General features: G+C 40.2%; 16 protein-coding genes and 1 pseudogene. 4 read left to right on the forward strand and 13 right to left on the reverse strand.

Annotation, left to right across the window (positions count from 1 at the left end; all coding sequences use genetic code 11):
* Window positions 1–77 precede the first annotated feature (77 nt).
* From VB733_RS10605 to bcp, 4 genes are all read right to left on the reverse strand, one after another.
* The gene (locus VB733_RS10605) at window positions 78–464 is read right to left on the reverse strand and encodes a nuclear transport factor 2 family protein (protein WP_323340059.1); all 387 of its coding nucleotides are present in this window, start codon (window positions 462–464) and stop codon (window positions 78–80) included.
* 169 nt (window positions 465–633) lie between these two features.
* Complete coding sequence (gene nadC, locus VB733_RS10610) at window positions 634–1,500, reverse strand: carboxylating nicotinate-nucleotide diphosphorylase (RefSeq protein ID WP_323340060.1); 867 nt, start codon at window positions 1,498–1,500, stop codon at window positions 634–636.
* A 315-nt stretch (window positions 1,501–1,815) separates the two neighbouring features.
* Window positions 1,816–2,862 carry a hypothetical protein gene (locus VB733_RS10615; protein WP_323340061.1) on the reverse strand — a complete coding sequence of 349 codons (1,047 nt, stop codon included), beginning with the start codon at window positions 2,860–2,862 and terminating at the stop codon, window positions 1,816–1,818.
* Window positions 2,863–3,099: 237 nt separating this feature from the next.
* A complete protein-coding gene (bcp, locus tag VB733_RS10620; protein WP_323340062.1) occupies window positions 3,100–3,576 on the reverse strand; it encodes a thioredoxin-dependent thiol peroxidase in 477 nt (158 codons plus the stop codon).
* Between the two features lie 210 nt (window positions 3,577–3,786).
* On the opposite strand from bcp, the gene VB733_RS10625 reads away from it, so the two are divergent.
* Window positions 3,787–4,107, forward strand: coding sequence for a hypothetical protein (locus tag VB733_RS10625; protein WP_323340063.1), 321 nt, complete (start codon window positions 3,787–3,789; stop codon window positions 4,105–4,107).
* Window positions 4,108–4,387: 280 nt separating this feature from the next.
* On the opposite strand, the gene VB733_RS10630 is transcribed toward VB733_RS10625, so the two are convergent.
* The 7 genes and pseudogenes from VB733_RS10630 to VB733_RS10660 form a co-directional block, all read right to left on the reverse strand.
* Entirely contained in the window at window positions 4,388–4,681 is a 294-nt protein-coding gene (locus VB733_RS10630; protein WP_323340064.1) for a DUF2103 domain-containing protein, read from the reverse strand.
* A 20-nt stretch (window positions 4,682–4,701) separates the two neighbouring features.
* Window positions 4,702–5,028 (reverse strand): ATP-dependent Clp protease adapter ClpS, encoded by a 327-nt coding sequence (gene clpS / locus VB733_RS10635; RefSeq protein WP_323340065.1) that lies wholly within the window; start codon window positions 5,026–5,028, stop codon window positions 4,702–4,704.
* Between the two features lie 158 nt (window positions 5,029–5,186).
* Window positions 5,187–7,238: an FAD-dependent oxidoreductase gene (locus tag VB733_RS10640; protein ID WP_323340183.1), complete on the reverse strand. Its 2,052-nt coding sequence runs from the start codon at window positions 7,236–7,238 to the stop codon at window positions 5,187–5,189.
* Between the two features lie 327 nt (window positions 7,239–7,565).
* Complete coding sequence (locus VB733_RS10645) at window positions 7,566–9,638, reverse strand: TolC family protein (RefSeq protein ID WP_323340066.1); 2,073 nt, start codon at window positions 9,636–9,638, stop codon at window positions 7,566–7,568.
* Window positions 9,639–9,711: 73 nt separating this feature from the next.
* Window positions 9,712–11,274, reverse strand: coding sequence for a circadian clock protein KaiC (gene kaiC, locus VB733_RS10650; protein WP_323340067.1), 1,563 nt, complete (start codon window positions 11,272–11,274; stop codon window positions 9,712–9,714).
* A 255-nt stretch (window positions 11,275–11,529) separates the two neighbouring features.
* Complete coding sequence (gene kaiB, locus VB733_RS10655; RefSeq protein ID WP_096612316.1) at window positions 11,530–11,847, reverse strand: circadian clock protein KaiB; 318 nt, start codon at window positions 11,845–11,847, stop codon at window positions 11,530–11,532.
* Between the two features lie 160 nt (window positions 11,848–12,007).
* Window positions 12,008–12,337, reverse strand: a pseudogene (locus tag VB733_RS10660) (circadian clock protein KaiA); the annotation flags it as partial.
* A gap of 1,347 nt (window positions 12,338–13,684) precedes the next feature.
* Here VB733_RS10660 and VB733_RS10665 point away from each other — a divergent pair.
* Window positions 13,685–17,224: a hybrid sensor histidine kinase/response regulator gene (locus VB733_RS10665; RefSeq protein WP_323340068.1), complete on the forward strand. Its 3,540-nt coding sequence runs from the start codon at window positions 13,685–13,687 to the stop codon at window positions 17,222–17,224.
* 63 nt (window positions 17,225–17,287) lie between these two features.
* Here the strand turns inward: VB733_RS10665 and VB733_RS10670 are convergent, their stop codons facing one another.
* Window positions 17,288–19,174, reverse strand: coding sequence for a glycosyltransferase family 39 protein (locus VB733_RS10670; RefSeq protein ID WP_323340069.1), 1,887 nt, complete (start codon window positions 19,172–19,174; stop codon window positions 17,288–17,290).
* Between the two features lie 154 nt (window positions 19,175–19,328).
* A complete protein-coding gene (locus tag VB733_RS10675; protein ID WP_323340070.1) occupies window positions 19,329–19,910 on the reverse strand; it encodes a hypothetical protein in 582 nt (193 codons plus the stop codon).
* Between the two features lie 675 nt (window positions 19,911–20,585).
* Here VB733_RS10675 and VB733_RS10680 point away from each other — a divergent pair.
* Both VB733_RS10680 and VB733_RS10685 read left to right on the forward strand, forming a co-directional pair.
* Complete coding sequence (locus VB733_RS10680) at window positions 20,586–20,915, forward strand: DUF565 domain-containing protein (protein WP_323340071.1); 330 nt, start codon at window positions 20,586–20,588, stop codon at window positions 20,913–20,915.
* A 55-nt stretch (window positions 20,916–20,970) separates the two neighbouring features.
* Complete coding sequence (locus VB733_RS10685) at window positions 20,971–21,819, forward strand: glycerate kinase (protein ID WP_323340072.1); 849 nt, start codon at window positions 20,971–20,973, stop codon at window positions 21,817–21,819.
* Window positions 21,820–21,870: the final 51 nt, after the last annotated feature.

The following is a 21,870-nucleotide window of genomic DNA, read 5'->3' on the forward strand; positions in this document are numbered from 1 at the left end:
CCCATCGAGTTTAAGTTTAAATAGCCCAGTCACCTCTGACTGGGCTAAATTGTTTTAGGTTTTTAGCTAATTTTGATTTACCCACGCAACTGAGCAATCATTGCAGCTGGATTCCAATAAGCACGAGTTGTTTGAATCTTTCCATGATTGTTAATTTCAAAAATGGTAATCCCTTCAAATGTAATAGATTTAGCGCTTTTGCTAATTCCTTGAGTTTTCCATTTAACTGCCGCTTCGTTACCTGTAATAAAAGTTGATTCGATTGTTGATTGCAAATTCTCAAATACAGCCTGTAATCTTCCTATAAATTCATGGAATCCTTCATGAACTTTTGTGGGAGGTTCGCCAACGGGATCATAACTCATCGCATCCTCGGCAAAATTTGCTAACACCCCTTCAGCATTCATGGCAGCAATATTTGTGTAATAGGAATTGATAATGGCTTGAATTTCTTCCTGTGACATTGGCTAATCCTCACTCGAAATATATAGGAAATATTAAGACAATACAGTTCAGTTAAGAATATAAATCAATTACCGCAAACGAAACAGATCAACTTTTTTGGAGGGGGCTTGGGGGAAGAAAATCTCCTCCCCAATTTCTCCCAAGTCTTGGTTCTCAACACTGCGGAAATTATTTCATTTTCATACTTAAATCTAACCACTTTGATTGTGTAATGGGAGCGCTGCTCGAAATATAATCAACACCTGTTTCTGCAACCGTGCGAATAGTGTCTAAAGTAATATTTCCTGAAGCTTCGATTTTGACACGACTATCTTGTTGTCGTATCATTTGCACCGCTTTTCGCATCATTTCCAACGGCATATTATCCAACATAATAATATCGGCTTTATGTAATAATGCTTCTTTGACTTGGTCTAAAGATTCTGTTTCAATCTCAATGTTGAGAGGATAGGGAATTTGTTTTCTTACTGCCGCGATCGCAGCTCCAATTCCGCCCGCCGCCGCGATATGATTATCCTTGAGCATCACTGCATCATCTAAACCCATGCGGTGATTAACCGCACCACCTAACAAAGTTGCATATTTCTCCAGAATCCTTAGTCCTGGCGTTGTTTTGCGGGTATCGACTAATTTTACGGGTAAATCTGCAATCCTTTCTACATACTGTCGAGTTAAAGTCGCAATTCCACTTAAACGCATCACCAAATTGAGAGCGACTCTTTCCCCCATTAACAACGCATCCATGGAACCATGCATTCTCGCTACAACCAAACCGCGATCGCAATATTGTCCTTCAATTGCAAAGGGCACAAAACTGATTTTCTCATTTAAAAGATGGAATACTCTGGCAGCAATCGGTAAACCAACTATAACCCCAGATGCTTTGACAATCCATTCTGCCTGTCCTTCCGTCGAATCCATTGTAAACAAACTTTGAGTTGTGCGATCGCCTCTGCCAATATCTTCTAATAACCAATCTTGGAGTAATCGATCCAAAACAATGAATGGAGGTAGAACAGCAATCGAGTTTTTCATAGCAAGTGGGAAAAAAAGCCGAGACAGCTAATATTGTAATTAAGAATGTGCCAATTACTCGCAATCTAGCTTATTTATATAAGAACTTTGATTATAGAGGCGATCGCTCCACAAAATTTCTCGCCTGAGCTATGTCATTTTCAATTTTAATTTTCTCCCATAAAGCCTGGATATTAGTTTAAATGGGATTAAATCGGCAGCGTAAATCTCCTCTCACAAGTTGCTCTTTTCACTATTTTGTGTTATGTGGGATTTATTCTGATTCAACCTCAATCACAAATTATTTTCATTGCCTCATCAAAATCCTCAACAAAATTACATTTCCCACAATGGAGCGGCAAGTTGTCGTAATTGTGTTGCATAAGCTGGTAATTTAGCTAAATCTGCATTTTTTTGAGCTTTTTTGAGAGCGGTACAAATGTGAGAAATTAATTTTCGCAAAATACCTTGTTGTTCTAAGTATGATTGAAGTTTTTGCCAATCATTTGATTGTTCGTCTTTACCTTGACAATTTAACCACAATTGGCGCTCTTCTAAAGGGAGAAGATAATAAATCGCTGATAATTCGCCAGCAAAAGCATCATGACTACAGTCCCGCAAATCATCTAAAAGTCGCCAAGCAACACCAAAGGATTCGTATATTTGACGAATTAGTGTAGTTTCAAACCCAGTATGTTTAGCGACGAGGAGAGGAATCACTAAGGTTGTACTAAGTTGTTTGCGGAAGACATTGCAATAGGAATTGATGCTGTCAATTTCTGTAGTTTCTTGGATGCTACTAAAATAGTTATCAATTAGTTCTGTAACTAATTCTGCGCCATTATGAATATTCTTTGATAAGGCTTTGGCTGCGTGATGAAATTTTGTCCAAGCAGATGTGTGTAAATGCAAAAATAAATGATTGGTGGGTATTTTACCATTAGCAAGATGGTCATCAAGCATATGTAAAAAGTACGCCATCGCTTGACCAGAAAAAGCATTTTCTAGTTCTAATGTTTGCAAGATAGGGTTGGCTTGCTGCATCCAATAAATTAATGACCAACTAGGGACATAAAATTTTGTAAAAAAGGTGAGTAAATTGGCAACTTCAAACCCCGTATAGTAGCGCTGAATTGCGGCAACTGCGGCATCTTGCAATGAAGCAGGTAATGAACGACAAAGGAGAATTATTTGACGGTTCATTGATGCTAAGATTGCAGTTTGTGACTCATCGAGGGCTATATGACCAAAGTTCGCTAATTTGCATTCTTTGACGGTAAGAATTTTTATTTTTGAACTGATTTGATTGGGATTATTTGAATTTGGTTGATAACGGGATGTTTTTGGTTGAAAGTAGATTTTTGGTAGTGCGATCGTATCCATATTTTTAATAGTGGCAGTTAGCCAGTATCGAATCTACACAGGAGTAGAAATTAGTTAATCAATCAATTAATTATGCGTTCACAAAAATTACTGTTGAGGCGTAGTCATACTACGTCTCCAGATAATTTTTACGCCTATACCTAATTATCAATTTATCCTAGAATCTCTGCGTCTATTTCAGTACGAATACTTAACTTAATTATTTTTGTGATTATTGCTTTGTTTGAATTATTAATTTTAATTCTTAATCAATAATTGTAATTGCTTGAGAACATCAGCAACATGTTCTTTGACTTTGACTTTTGACCAGGTATAAGCTATTTTGCGATCGGGTGAAATTAAAAATGTAGAGCGCTCGATTCCCATGTATTCTTTGCCCATAAATTTTTTCAGCTTCCATACTCCATAAGCGTCGGCTACCTGATGTTCAGGATCACTCAATAATGTAATTTTTAAATTGTGTTTATCAATAAATTTACAGTGTTTTGTTGTTGAATCCGTACTCACACCTAATATTTCCGCTCCTAATTCCATAAAATCTTCAACAAAAGCGCTAAAGTCTTTGGCTTCAGTTGTACAACCTGGAGTATCATCTTTCGGATAAAAATACAATATTAGCCACTTACCTTGAAAGTCTTCCAGATTAATAGTTTCACCATTCTGGTTAGAGGCGGAAAATGCTGGTGCGTTTTGTCCTGGTTGTGGTGTTGTCATGATGTAATGTTCCGGTGATAGGGAATTATCTGATGATTTTTATCAAGCTAAAAACTGCTTCTTAGATGTCAACTATATATTAATTTAGCTTTCTTTGTATTTGTTCATATATTTCCCAGCATTCCATTTCAGTTTGTAACTATATTTTGGAATCTGAAAGTCTATTCCTATAGACTGATATGCAATGAGAAATTGCTGGGGTAAATAAAAATGTGTTTGACAAACGTATTTTGTCATGAAATTTTTGTGGCAATATCTGCGATCGCTTGTATGGCTGGGTTAGCATTGTTATGGAGTCGGAAACCAAGTGACGATGAGACAGAAGCAACCGAGTCTATCTTGCTGAAAATGAGTTTTTCTTACTGGTTAGTTTATTGCGTCGCCTTTGGGGTTCAAAAGCTGATTGTTCCTGATTGGGAAAATGTCACGGGAACATTGAGATTGACTACAACTTTGTCATATTTACTCACATTTTCTTGTATTGTTTGTTTGCCTCTACACAAGTTTGCCGTGCATGAAATTGAAGAGTAAGTTTTAATTTGCATTTTTAATTTCTAATACTTACCCCTTGTAAATATGCTGATAAATTTCTCCTTTTGGGTATCAGCATATTGTTTAAATTCAAGTGGAAGTTAGACAATTTGCACATACATTTTTCAATTTAATCATCATCAATAACTAGTTAACCAAATAACTAGTACAGTGCGGCGGAAATGAACCAACCATTCTAAAATGACAAAAAGCTTCTAAAATAAGCTTTATTCCTTCTGCCTTCTGCCTTCTGCCTTCACGTACTAGTTACTAATAACAACTACTTTTTCACAGCGATCGCAATTGCAGTTTCCAATGTTGCTTGGTCTAGTGGTGTAATAATAAATACTTCTTGTACAGTCTTGCCATGACGAGCAATGATTTTGAAACCTCCCCGGATTGGCACCGAGACACGAAGTTGCAGACTCGGACTATGTCCCTTGGCGCGTCCAATGACACCTGGAGTCACTGTTTGGATGCCATCTTGTTTGCACAGGCGTTCTAAAATCGGGATAAGTCCAGCAATGTGGGTAGAATGATTCCAAACGAGTCTGCCGGGGGAGGGTTTTTCCATTGTGAGATTACACTGTGGGATTACGCAGCTTCGAGTGGTGCCATTGTTAAACCAGCACGACGCAACTGCTGATGATAAAGTTCAGCCATTTCCTGCGGACCAACCCAAACGATCGCTTGCCCATCAAAATGTACTTGATTGGTGAGTTCCCAAGCGCGATCGGGTGTCATATTCGGTATATATGTTATCAGAGATTCGGCTACATGTTGAAATGTATTAAAGTCATCATTGAGAACGATAACCTTATAGTTGGGATAAGTCTTGCGGGTCGTTTGACTAGACCGTTCAGGAGTTACAGTCGGTGCTGCACCCATTCCGTAAACTGCTGCTGAAAGTCTTGTAATCATAATACTATTTAAACCAATTGGCATTTACAGAACTACACTACAAGTTACTAGTTTAGTTCATGGTTAGTAGTTAATGGTTAATGGTAATTGCTAGTTGGGATAAAACTGGAGTTTATTCCCGACAATCGCTAACTACTAACTACCAACCACTCACCAAGTTACTTCCAATCTTCCCAATTTTGGTTAAATATTGATGTATCTGGGAAAGCGGTGGGATTGCCGTTTTTTTCCAAAAGTTGCTTCAAAGCGATTAATTGGGGTTCGATTTTGGGTAACTCATCGACTAGTTGATAAGGTGCGATCGCATTTTTCAAGCTAAATGCGGCAACTGTTCCGGCTGCTGCACCTGCTGACCATTCAAATGAGTGTACTCGATAGGCGGCGGCGGCGATGTGACTTGTGGCAATACTTTTACCACCAACGATTAAATTATCGATTTTTTGGGGAATCATTGCCCGCAGGGCAATTTGGAAGGGATAAGCTTGTCCAGCACCTCTTCTTTCTCCAGGACGTTCCCGATTTCCTGGTGCTTCGGGGGGGCTTTTTTCCATGCAGGGGTGAAAATCAATTGCGTAATGTCCGATACCGATTGCGTCGGGGAAAATAGTTGAGCGTGTGCGACGGAGAGCTTTATTGGGGTCAATTTTGCCGGAAATTACGGATGCGGCTTCCAAGCCTGCAAGTGTCGCTCGTAACCGACGATACATATCAGCAGGCAAGTTATTACGGTAATATTCATCGTTGTAATCGCGTCGGGAAATATCTACTTCCCAAATAGTGAATCCTTCCGGTTGTCCCCAACTTGGACGACCGATAATTCTTCTGCCTTCACGCATATAGGGATATTTTGATAACCCATGGGCGGTTCCCATTGGTGCGTTAAATCCACTCAAAAAGCGGTTATTTGTGCGTGGTGTTTTCACGCCATTACCGAGCTGCGAGTCAGTAGTTCCCGCAACTAACCAGTAATAATAGGAAAAGGCTTTTTCTTCAGCTTTGCGTAAGGACTCGGTTCGCAATCCGCCTTTCCAGCCACCGGGGTTGAGTTGTCCCAGCGATCGCAATTGCTGCTGGGTATAAACTAAGTTATCTTGGGCAGTGCCAGGTCGATAATCATTCCCCCAAGTCCAGTTTTGCATGGAGATATCGCCGGGGGTAGGAGTAGTAAATTTGACACCACCAAAGGTTTTCGGTTCTCCTTTTTGGGGACTCCAGATACGACGGTATGTAAAAACTAAGTCAAAATCTGCCAGTCGCTTCAATTCGTAACTAAAGTAGGGGGAATATTGCATGTAATATGGAGGCATTGTCTGCGGTTGCGCGTCTTTGGTTGCCTCCATTGCCAAGGTATATGTAAAACCTTGGGTGCAGTATTGATCGTTAGTTTTGCTAGATGATGAGGGTTCTAGATGGGAAAGTGGATCGATTCCCAAGCGGTAGGGTACATCTGCAAGGGCAACTATTTCTCCTGTTTCACTGGCATCAACAACATACCATCTGGGTGAAGTTGTATTTTTTGGAGTTGCTTTGGGAAGAAAGCGAATAATGGTTTTGTTGAAGCGCTGGGAATTTTCGTAGCTAAATGCGTCTTCAATGGTTTGCGATAGGGGAAAGCTGTTGATGGGTGCAGCACCTTTAGCTGGCTGATGTTGTATGGCGACAGCACTTTCAATAATTTTACCATCAGCACTTTTTTGTAAGTCTTTAATTACTGTATTCGGAAACCATTCTAATTTGCCTTTACCACGCTTTTCTGCGTCTTTAAGAATGTCCCGCAGAATTTCATGTCCGTCTTTAGGTAAAAAGCACGAATCGCTAACCCAACAATCACCAGGATTTAAATTCCCTTTGTAACGTTTTTCAATGCGATCGCGTAATTGGAGATAACCACGGGAGTAAAATTGTTTTACTCGTTGGGTGGGGCGTTCATCTAAGGCGGATGTTCCCTGGGCAGAAATTTGTCCTCCCAACCAATCGGTGATTTCCGTCAGACAAATGGTTTTGCCTGCAAGTAAGCCTTCATAAGCTGTCGCAGCCCCGGAAAGTCCTCCCCCAGCCACTAAAATATCGCAATTCACAGTCTTATCAGGATTGCGGGGGGGTGTAGCAATACTGGCGAATGGGGCAAATAAATTAGATATCAATGTCACAACGGCAATTGATAAATGGGTTGCTGTTTTCCCAGTACCATTCAGCACCCAATTATCCATATATCTACGTCTATGATTCATATATACTCTTACAGTCGCTTCTCACACAACACAATTGAAGGTAGCATTAGTCGTAGCTATCCTCAACAAAAGAGTAATATTTTCCCACAAATACGCTTCAATACAGTTTAGTTAAGAATATAAATCAATTACCACAAACAAAACAGATCAACTTTTTTGGAGGGGTTTGGGGGAAGAAAATCTCCACCCCAACTTCTCCCAAGTCTTGGTTTTCAGCAAATCGATTGACTGACAACCTTAACTGTCTTGCTACTTTACTAGAAGATGCTAGCGCGTCTACTGCGGAGCAGCACCGTATTTGCAAAATTACTGCGTACCTCTGATTGTCACCGCCCGTTGGATATCAGCCAAAGCGCGATTGTAATCCAAAATAGCCCGAATTCGATTACCTTCAGATTGTGTTAAGTCATTTTCTGCGGCAATCACATCGGTTTGGGTACCAACACCGGCTTGGAAGCGCAAACGTGCTAACCGTAGTGCCTCTTTTGCTTGTTCGAGTGCCGTAGTCGCTGTTTGCACATTCTCCAAATTAGAACGTAACTCCGAATATGCTTGCTCCACTTCAAAACGAATTGTGTTGCGCTGGTTGGCAAAATTAGTTTCGGCAATCTGCACATTTTTACTTGCTTGTGCTGCCCTTGCCCTGGAAGCACCGCCATCATACAAGTTTAAACTTGCCTGCACCCCGACTGAATAACCATCTGTAATCGGAATTTGATCGTTAAACTGATCGAGCAAATTATAACTAGCAATGAGGTTGATTTGTGGTCCTAGTTGTGATAATGCTTGTCGCCGTTGTTGTTCACTAATATTGCGTTGAGCCAGTTGTTGTTGTAGTTCTGGTCGATTTTTGAGGGCTTGGATAATGCTTTCTTCCAGGCTTTGATTCCACAAACCTGCAAGTTTTACAGGGTCGGCAGCACTCAAGTTAACTGTTTGCGGTACGCTTAAAATTGACGCTAACCGTCGCCGTTCAATTTGTTGCTGCGATCGCGAATTCGTTAGGTTTTGTTGGGAGTTTGCCAAGTTAACTTGGAATCGCAACACATCAAATCTAGTTCCGACACCAGCCCTTTCGAGTGCGAGTGCATCACGTAAACTGGCTTCGGCATTAGTTACTGCTGACTGACTAATCCGCACTTGTTCGTCAGCTTGTTGCAAATTGTAATATTGCTTTGTCACAGTCTGGCGAATATCTTCCGATTGCTGCTCAACAGTGAATTCGCTTGCCCGTAACTGTTCTTCGGCTTGACGAATTGTCGCTTGTCGTTGTCCGGATGTATACAGACTGTAACTCAACTGTGCGGTACTATTAAATGCAGTGCTGGGGCTATCTCCCTGAATTTGATCTCGAAATGCTGGTGGTGTATTCTGGATTTCTCGTTCGACTTGGAGTTGCCCTTGGGCTGATTGTCCGCGATTAATTGTGGCATTGACGCTCAAATTCGGCAATAATGAGGCTTGTGCTTCCCGCAATACAGCTTGACTACGTTCCAGTTGCAATAATGCCACCTGTAGCTGTTTATTGTTGCGTCGTGCGGCTTCTAATGCCTGATTTAATGTAATTGGTTGTGTCCCTTGAAGTCTTACTTCTTCGGCTTTGGTGGGAAATTGTAGCGGATTGGGATTGGAATTCAGATAGCTCGGAAGTTGCCCTGGGGTAGTGGCTGGATTGGTAGTTGGTGACTGGGCTAGTGGTTTTTGGTTTTGTGCCACTGGGGACGTTTTTGGCAATACCCTGGTGAGAACTGCGGCACTGTCTTCCCCCTTTTTCTCTCTAGTCGGAACCGGCGATACTATCGTTAATTGAGTCCGAGGGTTTAGTTGAGGTTGTTTGATTTGCTGCTGCAAAGAGGCAGATAAAATTTCTGGGGAACTGTCAACAGGAGCGACTACACTGGACTTTACAACTGAAGTGTTGTTAGTCATTGCTTCGGGATTATATAGCTTCATCTCCGCCAAGCTATATTTTGCGTCCACATCAGCGTATTGCCTAAATGAAGTATTACTCCTATCAAATAATAGGCGATCGCGACTGAAAGGCACAAAGTTAATGGATGATGTTTGGGTGATAGGATTAACTACAGCACGAACCTGGTTCGAGTATCCAATCCCTATTTGCTGATTTATTAATTCGGGAATATATCTACTTTTATAGACGATTTGCTGGGGCAAATTGGTCGTTTGAGCAACATAAATCGGATTTAAAACATTAGTCAATACATGATTAGGGGAAACATGATTAGGAGAAATATCCAAACTGAAATCAACCCAATTAGGTTGACTTAATTCTAAATTGTTAGCCCAACTTGGCTGCACCGTTAGAACTGCTACAGTGACTCCGGGCAAGAAACCATAAAATAAATGCTGTGCTTTCACCGCGTTCCTCACACAAAAAATAAGCGGCTTAAAACCGTTATCCCACCCATAGAAATATAACACGATGCTATCTTTAAGCGTCGGGATTTTCTTTATCTTGGAAACTCCTGACTATACGGGATAGCTCCGTCTTTTCGTCAATGCTAACGCGAGTTGGACCACCACTAACGATTCGCTCGTAATTTCGGAAGGAATCTTTAATTTGTGGACCATCTGCTGTGATATCGTATTCCCTAATACCTTTGTCATGCCAAGAACCACGCATTTTAAATACGTTGATGGCTCTTGCCATTTCACCACGAATCTCCACATATTGCAACATCAAAATTGTATCAGTGATGGTAGAAATATGAGAGTCAGTAATCGAATGTGATCCCATAAATTGGTCAGTTGTATTCGTAAAAAAGCCAGTAATTTCCTCTTGTTTTGCATAACCGGTGACACCAATCACAAACTGACGAAAAGCATTATTACTAATTCCCCGCGCCAGGGCTGATAAGGAATCGATCGCAATTCTCCCAGGTTTAAATTCCGAAATTTCTGATTTAATGATTTGCAAATGGTCTTCTAAACCTGTTGATTCGGGATAGGTACAAATGATTTTTAATAAACCTTGACGTTCTAAGTCCTCGAAATTTATCCCCCAGGAGAAAGCATTTCGTGATAATTGCGCTCGCGATTCTTCGTAAGCAAATAATATTGCTCGCTCTCCTCTGGCACAGCCTTCTTGTAAAAATTTACTCACCAACAGAGTCTTACCTGTACCAGTAGCACCAGTTGCTAAAATGATTGAGTCTTTGAAAAATCCACCGCCGCACATTGTGTCTAGGGTTTCAACTCCTGAAGAAACACGAATATTGGAAGAACGCTGCGTTAAACGCATTGCTCCTAACGGGAAGATATTTACGCCATCGTTAGTGATGGTAAAAGGGTACTCCCCTTTCATATGGGTTGTACCGCGCAGTTTGAGAATTTCGATTGTGCGTCGCCGTCGTTCTCCTTCCAAAACGTTGCGAACAATAACCACATTATCTGAGACAAATTCTTCTACCCCAAAGGAGGCAACTGGCCCATATTCTTGACTACGTTCGGTGGTAATAATCGTTGTCACATCGAGTTGTTTGAGCCTGGCTACGAGGCGGAAAATTTCGCGACGGACAACTCCAACGGCTTCGTACTGTTGAAAGACTGCTGTAATTGAGTCAATGGAGACACGCTTCGCCTTGTACTTGCGAATAGCATATTGTAAACGCTCAATTAGTGCTGATAAATCAAAATTACCAACAATATCTTGACCTTCCGGATCGGGAGAAGCGTCAAGGATAAATAATTTGCCTTCTTCTATGAGACGCTGTAAATTCCACCCAAATATATGGGCATTTTTAATAATATCACTAGGGGATTCTTCAAAGGTGACAAATACTCCCGATTCACCGAAGAAATTAATCCCGTTATAGAGAAACTGTAGTGATAATAATGTTTTGCCTGTTCCAGAGGTGCCGCTAACGAGGGTGGTTCTACCGCTCGGTAATCCACCATGACTAATGTCATCAAACCCCTCTATCATTGTACGAATTTTTTCAACACCCCCAATTATCGGTGTGCTATTTTGCCCTTGTAGGTCGTTTTCACTCATTGTTTACTACTTAAAAAAGGGTTTTACCCAGTTACTTAAATTTTTTTGTTAATGCTATGTATCTATTCTTATTAGTTATTTGGTAATCTATATATTAGTTGTTAGCCATTCGTTTTTAATTTTTATTTTATTTACAACTAACCATCATCTCATACTTTAATCTTTTGTCTCAAGTATTCATGATTTCCAATACTTTATTTATAATTGATTATTTCTGATGCATTTAATGATTCGCTGTCACCTATTACCTATTAACTATTCTGAGAAAAAGTCTTCTTCCGTCAACTCTTCATAAAGCAAATCTAGTCCAATTAATACCCTTTCTCTATCTGACAAATCACCAATAATTTTCCGAACTGGTGGGGGCAAAATTTTAGATAATGTTGGTGTTGCTAATATTTTATCCTCTTCTGCCAATTGGGGATTTTTCAATACATCTATGACTTTGAGGGCGTATACACCTTGAAATTCCTGCTCTAGGATGTTTTTAAGTGTTTTTAATGCCCTGACGGAATTAGGTGTATTCCCTGCTACATACAACTTCAGGACATAAGTTTTTCTTACTGGATTCATATACAAAGTACGGGCTGTCTGTGAAGGTTAATAGAAGGTTAATTGTTTATAGAAAAGCGTGAAGCGAATTTTGGAACTTTCTTAAAAATCAGCTGATTTTCCTTGCACATTTTGCCATATTGCTACTTGACAATCTGGAGGAAACCTCATAGCTTTGACTTTACCTTGGTAGCGATCGCCGATACAGTTCGCAAAGGTGAGCCAAAATATCAATTAGTGTCAAGCGGTAATCAAGCAATGTTTCATCACTTCGCCCTTCCAATTTGAGCTGTGTGGAAAACTCATCAATAAGTTCCATGTGCATTTCAATTATTTGGGGCACAGGAATACTAGCACAAAATAGCGCATTGATAAATTTATCGATTTTTTCTGATGATGCGGTGTCTGGGATAAAGTAGCTAATGAGAATCTGGCGGTAGTCCGATTTGAGTTTCTGCAACAATGCCCGTTGGTCGGCTGTCGTCATTTGGGAAAAAAACAATTTGTATTTTTGCTTGTAACATTTAAGTGTACATGTTAGCTTTTTGTCGTCTGTTTTTTAGCAATAGATGCACTGTCTCCTATTTTCGGCTACTCGCTTCTTTTGCGATCGACACGAACGACAATAATTAAGCCTGCTCAAGGCTTTAGTTAGGCTTGAACCCTATCTGTTTAGAAATTATGTAATGGCATTGCATATTCTCTTCCACAGTAGTCAGCTACTTGCCAACAGCTAATTGTAAATCAAGGCAAGGACTAAAGAAAGGGGATACGATGGAAGCGTAGTTAAATCTGATAGAACGCGAAGAAGTATGAGATTCAGCACTCAATTCCTTTTACTTGGTTTTGATTATAAGTAAGTGTTTAGCAAAGATTAATTTTAAATTTTATACATGCTTTATCAGTTTTTTTGTGGAGATTAGGCTGAAACAGGAGCCAAAGAGTAATTTTGTATTTGTTTGTTTTGTGTACAGGGTTTCACAATTCACAGGCAACAGATGTTTTCAATCAAGAGTCGGTAAACCCACGCGCTGATTTATTATTTATTCTCTCTGCGGAATTTTTATTGTTTATAATTATTAATCCAGTTTCTTGATATTGTTGTAGCAACTACCTTTAGATATAGTTTATAAAACTAAAGAAGTCATAAAGATTTTGAAAACCAATAATTATTTTTTGCCGTTAGCTGTGATTTTAGCTTGGCAAAATAATTATAGTGAGAATCACTTATTTTAATCTTGCTGTGGCTAATTTGTTTCAGTCGTGGAGAGGATTAAAATTTGTGTATCTATTCAAATGTATATTTTCTAATTGTGTTATTTGATTAAGATACTTAAACAAGAATAACGAAGCATATCATTCCAAATCATTATAATTCCTAAAGGTTCAATAGCTATACTTTGGAGCCATAATTGTGATAGCTATCGTTTTCTATAAAGTGTTTCGATACCAACATAATGCTGGTATAAGCTTCAACAAGCTCTCATACACCTCTCAAGTAATTTGATCGGTTTGAGAAACTTGTATTGCGATCGCTATTTGGTAAAGCTCTCAAGCGATTATGGTGTAGGAAACCTTGGTAATGTCCCTGAGCGCGGTCAAATTGATGTAAATTATGTTTGTGATTTTGGGATAGCCAGGGAATAATCGTAGTTCGGACAATTTTGTCGCTAGCAAAAAAAAACTTGTTCGTTTACGCCTAACCAATTCTCAAGCATTGAAGTGGCGGTGATTAAATCAAAATTAAATTTCAATCTTCACTGGGGGTATTGCTGTCGGAAAACGCTATGAGCTTTAGAAGTAGCGGTTTGATTTGATTTCAACCTCAAGAAGAGCGACAAGATTACTAGAGATGTCAATGCTACATTATCGGGTTGATGATTTTATTTCAACGGTACCAAGCTGCTCGCAAACTACTACTTTGGCGGCTTTGTTAGATATGTTTGAGGTTGAGAATTGCGATCGCTTAGTAGTATTGAATGAACAAAAATATCCCCTGGGATTGCTGTACTCCGCAGGTTTAATCAGCCAATTACTGATTTTGGTAACAAAAAACCAAGGTTCGGAATTAACAAACTATTTGCAACAGCAATTTTTCAGTTGGAATTTGAGTTTGGATAATAGTCTTCTTCAACCGATAAAGACTGTGTTGGCAACGGAAAGTATAGAGAAATTTAAAAAATTATTAAACCCTCGGCAATCTTCCGTGAAGATAAATAAACAGACTCCTGTTGCTGATTGGGTGGTGATTGATAGTCATCAAAAATATTTGGGTTTGCTTAATAATGCTCGTTTATTAAAGCATTTAACGAAGTCAACGGAAATTAGTAACAGCGCCAGTAGTACAAAACCACGATCCAACGATGGTTTAAATACAGATATGGAACCTCAAAACATGAATCAAAACGCCATCGGTAATAGTAAACAGGCATCAAAAACAAGCGAAACTAGACAGCGTCGGAAAACTAATCGAGTCACAACAGTACCAACTAAAGCAATTTCTCAAGCTTCTATTCCCCAAACATCTATTCCCAAAACGCAACCCGAACAAAAGTCTCCCCAATCTCAATCTCAATCTCAATATCAATCATTAGTACAATTACTCGAACGTTTGCCTTGGCCCCTGATGCTACAAACAGGTGGTGGCGAAGTTGTCACCCAAAACCCAGCTTGGTGGCAACAATTGGGTATGTTAAAAAATCCCGAAGGAATTCGCCAACAGGTGGAGGCAATTTTGTCCCCAAAAGCCTTTGGGGAAGAGCGTTCATCTGGGCGTAGTATCTCCGCAGGAATGGATGAATCCTACGAAGCCAGCGTTAAAGTTAGTCCAATTAGTGGCGAAATCGACGATATTTCCCCCCTAATTTCCGGTTCTAGCTCAACTCACAACTTTGCTGCCGGTAATTTTGGCTCCGAACTACCAGAAGAAACAAGCACGGCAAATATGGGAGGGCGCTGTTTTTTGAATAGCCAATTAGGTACTTGTACCTGTGTGGTTGAAGTTCAAAGTGGTCAGGAGCGAGTTTGGCAGTTTGCGAAAATTCCCTTGGATAGTCCGGAGTGGAAAGTCATTAATGACATGTGGTTAATGTTGGCAACTGATGTCACCGAACAGCAGCAACTTAGTAAAGAATTAGCCGCCAAAAATGCCGACCTGATTCAATTAAATCGCTTAAAAGACGAATTTTTAGCTTGTATTAGCCACGAATTAAAAACACCGCTCACAGCAGTATTGGGATTATCACGCTTACTAGTTGATCAGCAACTAGGAGAATTAAACGAACGTCAAGCGCGATATGCCGGGCTTATCCATCAAAGTGGCAGACATTTAATGAGCGTCGTCAACGATATTTTGGACTTGACGCGGATGGAAACCGGGCAGATGGAACTGTCGGTAAGTCCAGTCAAGATTCAAGCAGTTTGCGATCGCGCCATTTTTGATGCGAAAGCTGTTTATATTCAAAATAACAAAGTTGCCACTACAGAGGAAAATCATCAGTTTAGCTTAGTAATTGAACCTGGACTCAACGAGATTATTGCTGACGAACTAAGACTACGACAAATGCTGGTACATTTGCTTTCTAATGCCTTCAAATTTACTGAAGGTGGTGGCAAAATTGGTTTGCGCGTTAACCATTGGGAAGGTTGGATTGCATTTACTGTTTGGGATACAGGCATTGGTATACCTGAACATCAACAGCATTTAATTTTCCAGAAATTTCAACAACTTGAAAATCCCCTCACCCGTCAATTTGAGGGCACTGGATTGGGGCTGGTGCTAACTCGTGCCTTAGCACGACTGCATGGGGGAGATGTGAGCTTTTTATCACGAGAAGGTAAGGGGAGTCAGTTTACCTTACTTTTACCTCCTAGCCCACCCAAAAGTGCATTTAGCGAAACCTTAAGTCATCCTCACACTAGTCGTCGGGAACTCGGTTCGGGAATGTTTCCCCAAGCCAAATATGGGATTTCTCCAGGTAGCCAAGCAGGGCGGTTAGACGAGGAAGCTACAGTCAACGACGATGTGCTATCAACACCTTTGACAGGATTACACGCGAATCCCTCACAAAGATTAATCTTAGTCGTGGAAGCTGTGGGAAGATATATTGAAGAACTCACAGAACAGTTAACTGGCTTAGGTTATCGAGTAGCGATCGCTCGTTCGGGGTGTGAAGCGATTGAAAAAGCCCGGAGATTGCAGCCAAAAGCCATATTCCTTAATCCTGTATTACCCCTACTATCGGGATGGGATGTCCTTACCCTGTTGAAATCAGAAGAAGCAACCCGTCGCATTCCCGCAATTGTCACAGCCACGGGTGCGGAAAAAGAACAAGCCTTTACCAACCGTGCGGAGGGATTTTTGCGTTTACCCATCCAGCACCAAATGCTGGCACCATTACTCGATAGCTTGTGCATTAAACCCAAAGAAAAAAAGCACGAAAAAGGTCATGAAGAAGCGATCGTCAATACTCCACTTCGGATTTTACGCTTAGTTAATCCCGATATCGAAAATAACATTCAGCCATCACTCCTTGACCATCGAGTCATTGAAGTTGACGATCTCGAACAAGCAGAATTACTATCGCGAGTTTGGCAATTTGATGTTGTCCTGTTGGATACCAAAATGCAAATGGCGCAATCCTATCTCGAAAGACTGAGCAAGCACCCCCGCCTCTCAGTTTTGCCACTTGTCACATGCGACGTGGAAGTCTCGCAAGCAGCCTCTCAAGTTCCAGGTTTATCAGTTTTTCCCTGCTTGACAGCCCAGGGACAAAAAGGTAAAGCAGAAGCATTACTTTCAGTATTACAAATTGCTGCGGGAATATGTTGCCCCCCTAGTACCTTGATTGTTGATTTAATGATGTTGCCTGATTTACCAGAGGCAAAAAATAATCATTTACGTAATTCTAGAGTTAGTCAAGTTAGTAATAATGAACAAATTAGGGCAGGGGAAAATGGGTATGAGAAAAACAGTACAAAACAAACAGAAAATACATCCTCGCCTAGCTTAGAAAGCACCAATGTTTATCGCCCTTCTGAATGGTTTCAAGCCTTAATCCAGTATTTACAAACGGGAGGATTAAAAGCTGCAACGGCTCGTTCTTGGGCAGAAATGTTACAACAAATTCGTCACCATAGCGTTGACTTATTGCTAATTTGCCTGTATAAATCAGCACCTAAAAAAGAAGTGATGCTAGCATTAAAAGCATTGGAAAAATTACCATTTCATTTACCTCCAGTATTAATCATCGACCAGAGATTAAATAAAAATGAAACAGGTGAAAAAACTAGTGAAAAAACATTAGTTTCGCCAATTGTCGGCGCGAAAATCTTACCACGTTCAATCTCAATGGAAGACTTATTGGGTGAAATTCATTTAGCTTTAAAGAGGTTGTAAATATTGTTAATAGTCCCTACCCTGTGAACAGGCAAAAAATCCATCAAACTCCCCACTCAGAAATTATTTTAAAGGGACTCGAATTACTTGATATGCGCCGCGATCGCCTAAAATTTTGTAATCAGTGACTTGTAAACCCATTTCGGCGAATTTTTTCGGCTGTGCGAACACAATTACAGATTGTTGAGTTGTCTTGGCTGCTTGATTTTGAATATATTCACCAGCAACTTCGCTGCTTCTGATGTAGTTAATTGGGCGCTGAGTGTAAAAAGCAATTGATGGCTTTTTGAAACCAACCATCATTAATTCTTCGTTGGGTCTTTGATTTTGGACTGCGATCGCTGATAATTGTCGCAATGGCATTTGTCGTTCACTGTCCATAAGATACTGGGCAGGAGTCAGCACGAAAAATAAAAATAGACAAAAAGCCACAAGATTAACGCCAAATAGCGATAACCACATCTTCTTCTTCAGTAAAATTGCTAAGATGACGGCGGCAGCGAGCCAAATTATACCGCCTATTTCAGTTAAATTTGATTGCTGTAAAAGTTGTTTGAAATTTGGTGCCGCAGAATCCTCACCAAAAAGCCGAGGAACGTAAAAAGACGTAAAACCAATAGCTGCAACAAAAATTACATTTGCCCAAGCACTAAGGCGAAAACCAGGCACAGTGGAGATGCGATCGCTTTTGTCTTGAGCAATTAAATCATTAAATAACAATGCAATCAAAATCCCCACAGCAGGCATTAAGGGCAAAACATAGCTGGGTAATTTTGTCACCGCAATAGTAAAAAAGCCAAAAACACCAAAAAACCAAGCGAGAATAAATAAGCTAAATTGCTGAATCCGAGGTTGAGATAGCCAATATTTTCGTTGCCAAAAATTGATGTTTAGGTTTGTTTTGCGATCGCGATTTTTACGGAGGATGGCACTGGGTAAATACACTGCATAGGGAGCAAAACCTAGTAAGACAACTAAAAAATAAAAATACCAAGGTGCCGAATGACGATTAACTACAGCAGTAAAACGCTCGACATTATGATAACCAAAAAAATCATTAATAAAATTCCAACCATTACGCCAAGTCACCAACACATACCAAGGTAGCGAGACAAGGGCAATAATTAATAAACCAATAAATAATCGTATTTCCTGCAATACCTGCTTAAATTTGCCCACATAGAGCAAAAAAATACCAATAATTAAACCAGGAAGTACAATCCCCACAGGACCTTTTGTTAAAATTGCCCCACCAATTAATATATAAAATGCCGTGTACCATTTTGAAGGGAAAATGCCCGGAGATAAGGGGGAAAGCACATTAGAAATATCATTAGATATTTCCCGACTTCGACAGCTCTCTTCCTCATTTACATATCCGAGGAAGAAACACAACAGAGCCGAAACCATGCAAAAACTTAACAGCATATCGGACACACCAGCACGTGCCCAAACAATCATTTCCGGGCTGAGAGCAATTAATGCAGCACCCAAACTAGCCACCATCCAGCGCCGACTCGCATGTGAAAATGCCCCTGTTTGATTGTGATTGCCATCTTGATAAATATTTTGCTTGGCGACATACCATTGCAAAACATAAAAACAAAAACCGACGACAGCAGTTGCAGCTAAAGCACTCGGAAGCCGCACAGCCCATTCATTGACACCAAAAACTTGATAAGCGATCGCCTGACACCAATATATCAGAGCCGGTTTATCAAATCGCGTTTCATTATTAAAAAATGGTGTAATCCAGTCTCCACGCACCAACATTTGCCGAGAAGCTTCAGCAAAAAGAGGCTCGGTTTCATCAATTAAACCAATACTCCCCAAATGCCAAAAAAAACCAATCCCAGAAACTAAAGTAACCACCAGCACAGAGGATATCATCGCCAGAACTGGACGCTTCTCAATATCCTTACACCATCTATCAAAAGCATGATTAATCATTGAATCAAAAGTCGGTAGTCAATAATCAATGGTTTACACACAAAAATCATAAGTCAATAGTTTTGACTACATTTAAGCAGCTTTTGTTCTTCTGAATTCTGCAAAGAAGCCCTGAGTTAGAAGGAGTTAAGAATTACTTTCCATACTCCATCCCTTAATTATTTAAAATCAATTGCCACTCCTTCCCCTCTGAATTCCAAGCAGGTAAAGGAGTTTCGCCCACTACATATGGACCCCAATATTTACGGGAACCATCTTGAGCGAATGCAACCAATACATCTCCCTTTGCCAACTTCAAATTACCATTAGGCAGCGATAAGACCAACCCCTTGTCATTCCCTTCTTGGGGTGCAAAATCCCAATGTGCGGGGACATCTGCCGCATTTCCGCCGCCACCTTTGACTTCACCACGCCGTGCTAATAAGGCAAGACGTACTGGTTGAGTGGTTTGATTACTCATCCGCAAACTACCGATTCCCGTACCTTTTTTTTCCGTGCTGGGGTGGTAGGCAAGCAATTTCACATCAGTATTTTCTGAAGTAATTGGTGAAATTTGCCCAGATGATTCGTTGGTTTGTTCGCTGGCTAACTGGTTAATTGGCACTGATGATGTGGAAGCGACTTCTGTTCCTGCTGGTTCAAAAGAGACGCTAACTTGGTAGCATCCAGCAAATATTCCGAGTACACCCAAACAACCAATCGCGATAATCGCATGACGATACTTTGGTAATTTCATATCGATGTCAATATTGAGAAAGAAATAAATTTAGAGAGAAACAATACCAATTATTCAAAATTCAGTAGCATATTTGAAATCGGAAACTCAGATTCTTACCTGACTTTCTTAATTACGGATGATGAATTGGTATAAGTATTTAGTTTGGTAATCGAAAAATAATAGGAAATCTGGATTTACTGTATCCCCAATATCAACTTGGGAAAGCTCAGTCTAACTTTTGAAGCAAAGGTCTTGCCTAAATTCTAGCCGATTTCTAATTAATCAAGGAGTCAGTAATTATAATTATGAATCCTAAATTTTGATTGACAACTTTAGTCTAGCCGCAGCGAATATTTCACCTGGAAAAAGCTCAAAACTTCTTTGTGACTTCTTTGTAGGTGTAATCTTTTTTAGATTCGAGCAAGGGTTATATCTTACTCGCAAATAAAAGGGCTGGGGGGATTCACCCCTTAGACTAGGTATTAATTGAGGGTAAATGTATTAAAATTTACAGATTAGGTAAAAATTTTACTCTCGCTCATTTTTTGTGATCAAGCTGGAGACGAAAAACTTGCAGCATAACTACAAGACCCCCACAATACTATTTATAGCTAGTTAACCTAGAGACGATATCCTCAAATAGGGATATTTCCTCATAAATAATAATCTGATTTTCTCCCAAATCACCAGAGAATGCAAAATACTCGTTTGAATGATTTGTTTGACGCGATCGCACAAAGGTTAGGACAATGGCTGAGTAACCCTTGGCGACGTTGGTCTGTGCTGATTATAAGCTTTTTGCTGGGAATTTTCCTAGGGACGGCAATTTCCACAACCGCAGGACAACAGGCTAGACTCGATATCGTTATCGCCGCAATTTTGGTTTTGATAACGGAATTCACCAGTCAAATATATTACCGTCGTCGTTTTGCCGTTGGTTCACTTTGGCTAGAATCCCTGAATATCCTCAAAATAGGTTTTGTTTACAGTTTATTTATCGAAGCATTCAAGTTGGGTTCTTAGCTACAGGCAAAGAAAACTCAGCAAGCATTAGTATCAGCCCTTAGCACTCATAAAAATGACAATCTACCAACAATTAGCCTTGCAAATGGCTGAACAGCATCAAAATATCGGTCGTCCTTTGATTCAGGGAATATTAGGAGGGCAAGGAACAGGTAAAACTACATTAGCCAGAGGTGTTTCCTCGATTTTGGGGGAAATGGGATATCATGCGGCTTGTTTATCACTGGATGACCTATACAAAACTTATCGCGATCGCATGTTCCTGCAACAACAAGACCCGCGTTTAATTTGGCGTGGTCCTCCAGGAACCCATGATATCAACTTAGGTTTAAATGTCCTCGAGCAAATTCGTAATTCTCAGGCAAATTCTCCAACTCCTGTCAGCATTCCTCGCTTCGATAAATCCCTTCACAATGGAGCCGGAGATAGAACTCAGCCGGAAATTATTCCCCACGTCGATATTCTCTTATTTGAAGGCTGGTTTGTTGGTGTTCGTCCGATTGAGGATGCAGCATTTAATCACCTACCTCCCCCGATTATCACAGCCCTAGACAAAGCTTTCGCCCGTGATATGAACCAGCAACTAAAGCAATATCTACCACTATGGGAGCGTCTCGATCATTTAATTTTGTTGTACCCCCAAGATTACCGTTACTCAGTCCAATGGCGCAAACAAGCCGAACACGACATGAAGGCTAGCGGGAAACGGGGAATGACAGATATGCAAATTGAAGAGTTTGTCAATTACTTTTGGCGGGCTTTACATCCGGAATTATTCATTAAACCGCTAGCAAATTCGTCAACATATGTCAACTTAGTCATAGAAATTCGTGCTGACCATTCCTTTGGTAAAATTTACCAACCAGGAAAATCATCATCAGTTTGCCCAAATATTACAGATTAATAATCCCAAAATCATGCGATCGCATGATGTTTTCTCACTGCTAAAAATTAT

The organism is Calothrix sp. UHCC 0171 (assembly GCF_034931845.1).
Taxonomy (GTDB): domain Bacteria; phylum Cyanobacteriota; class Cyanobacteriia; order Cyanobacteriales; family Nostocaceae; genus Brunnivagina.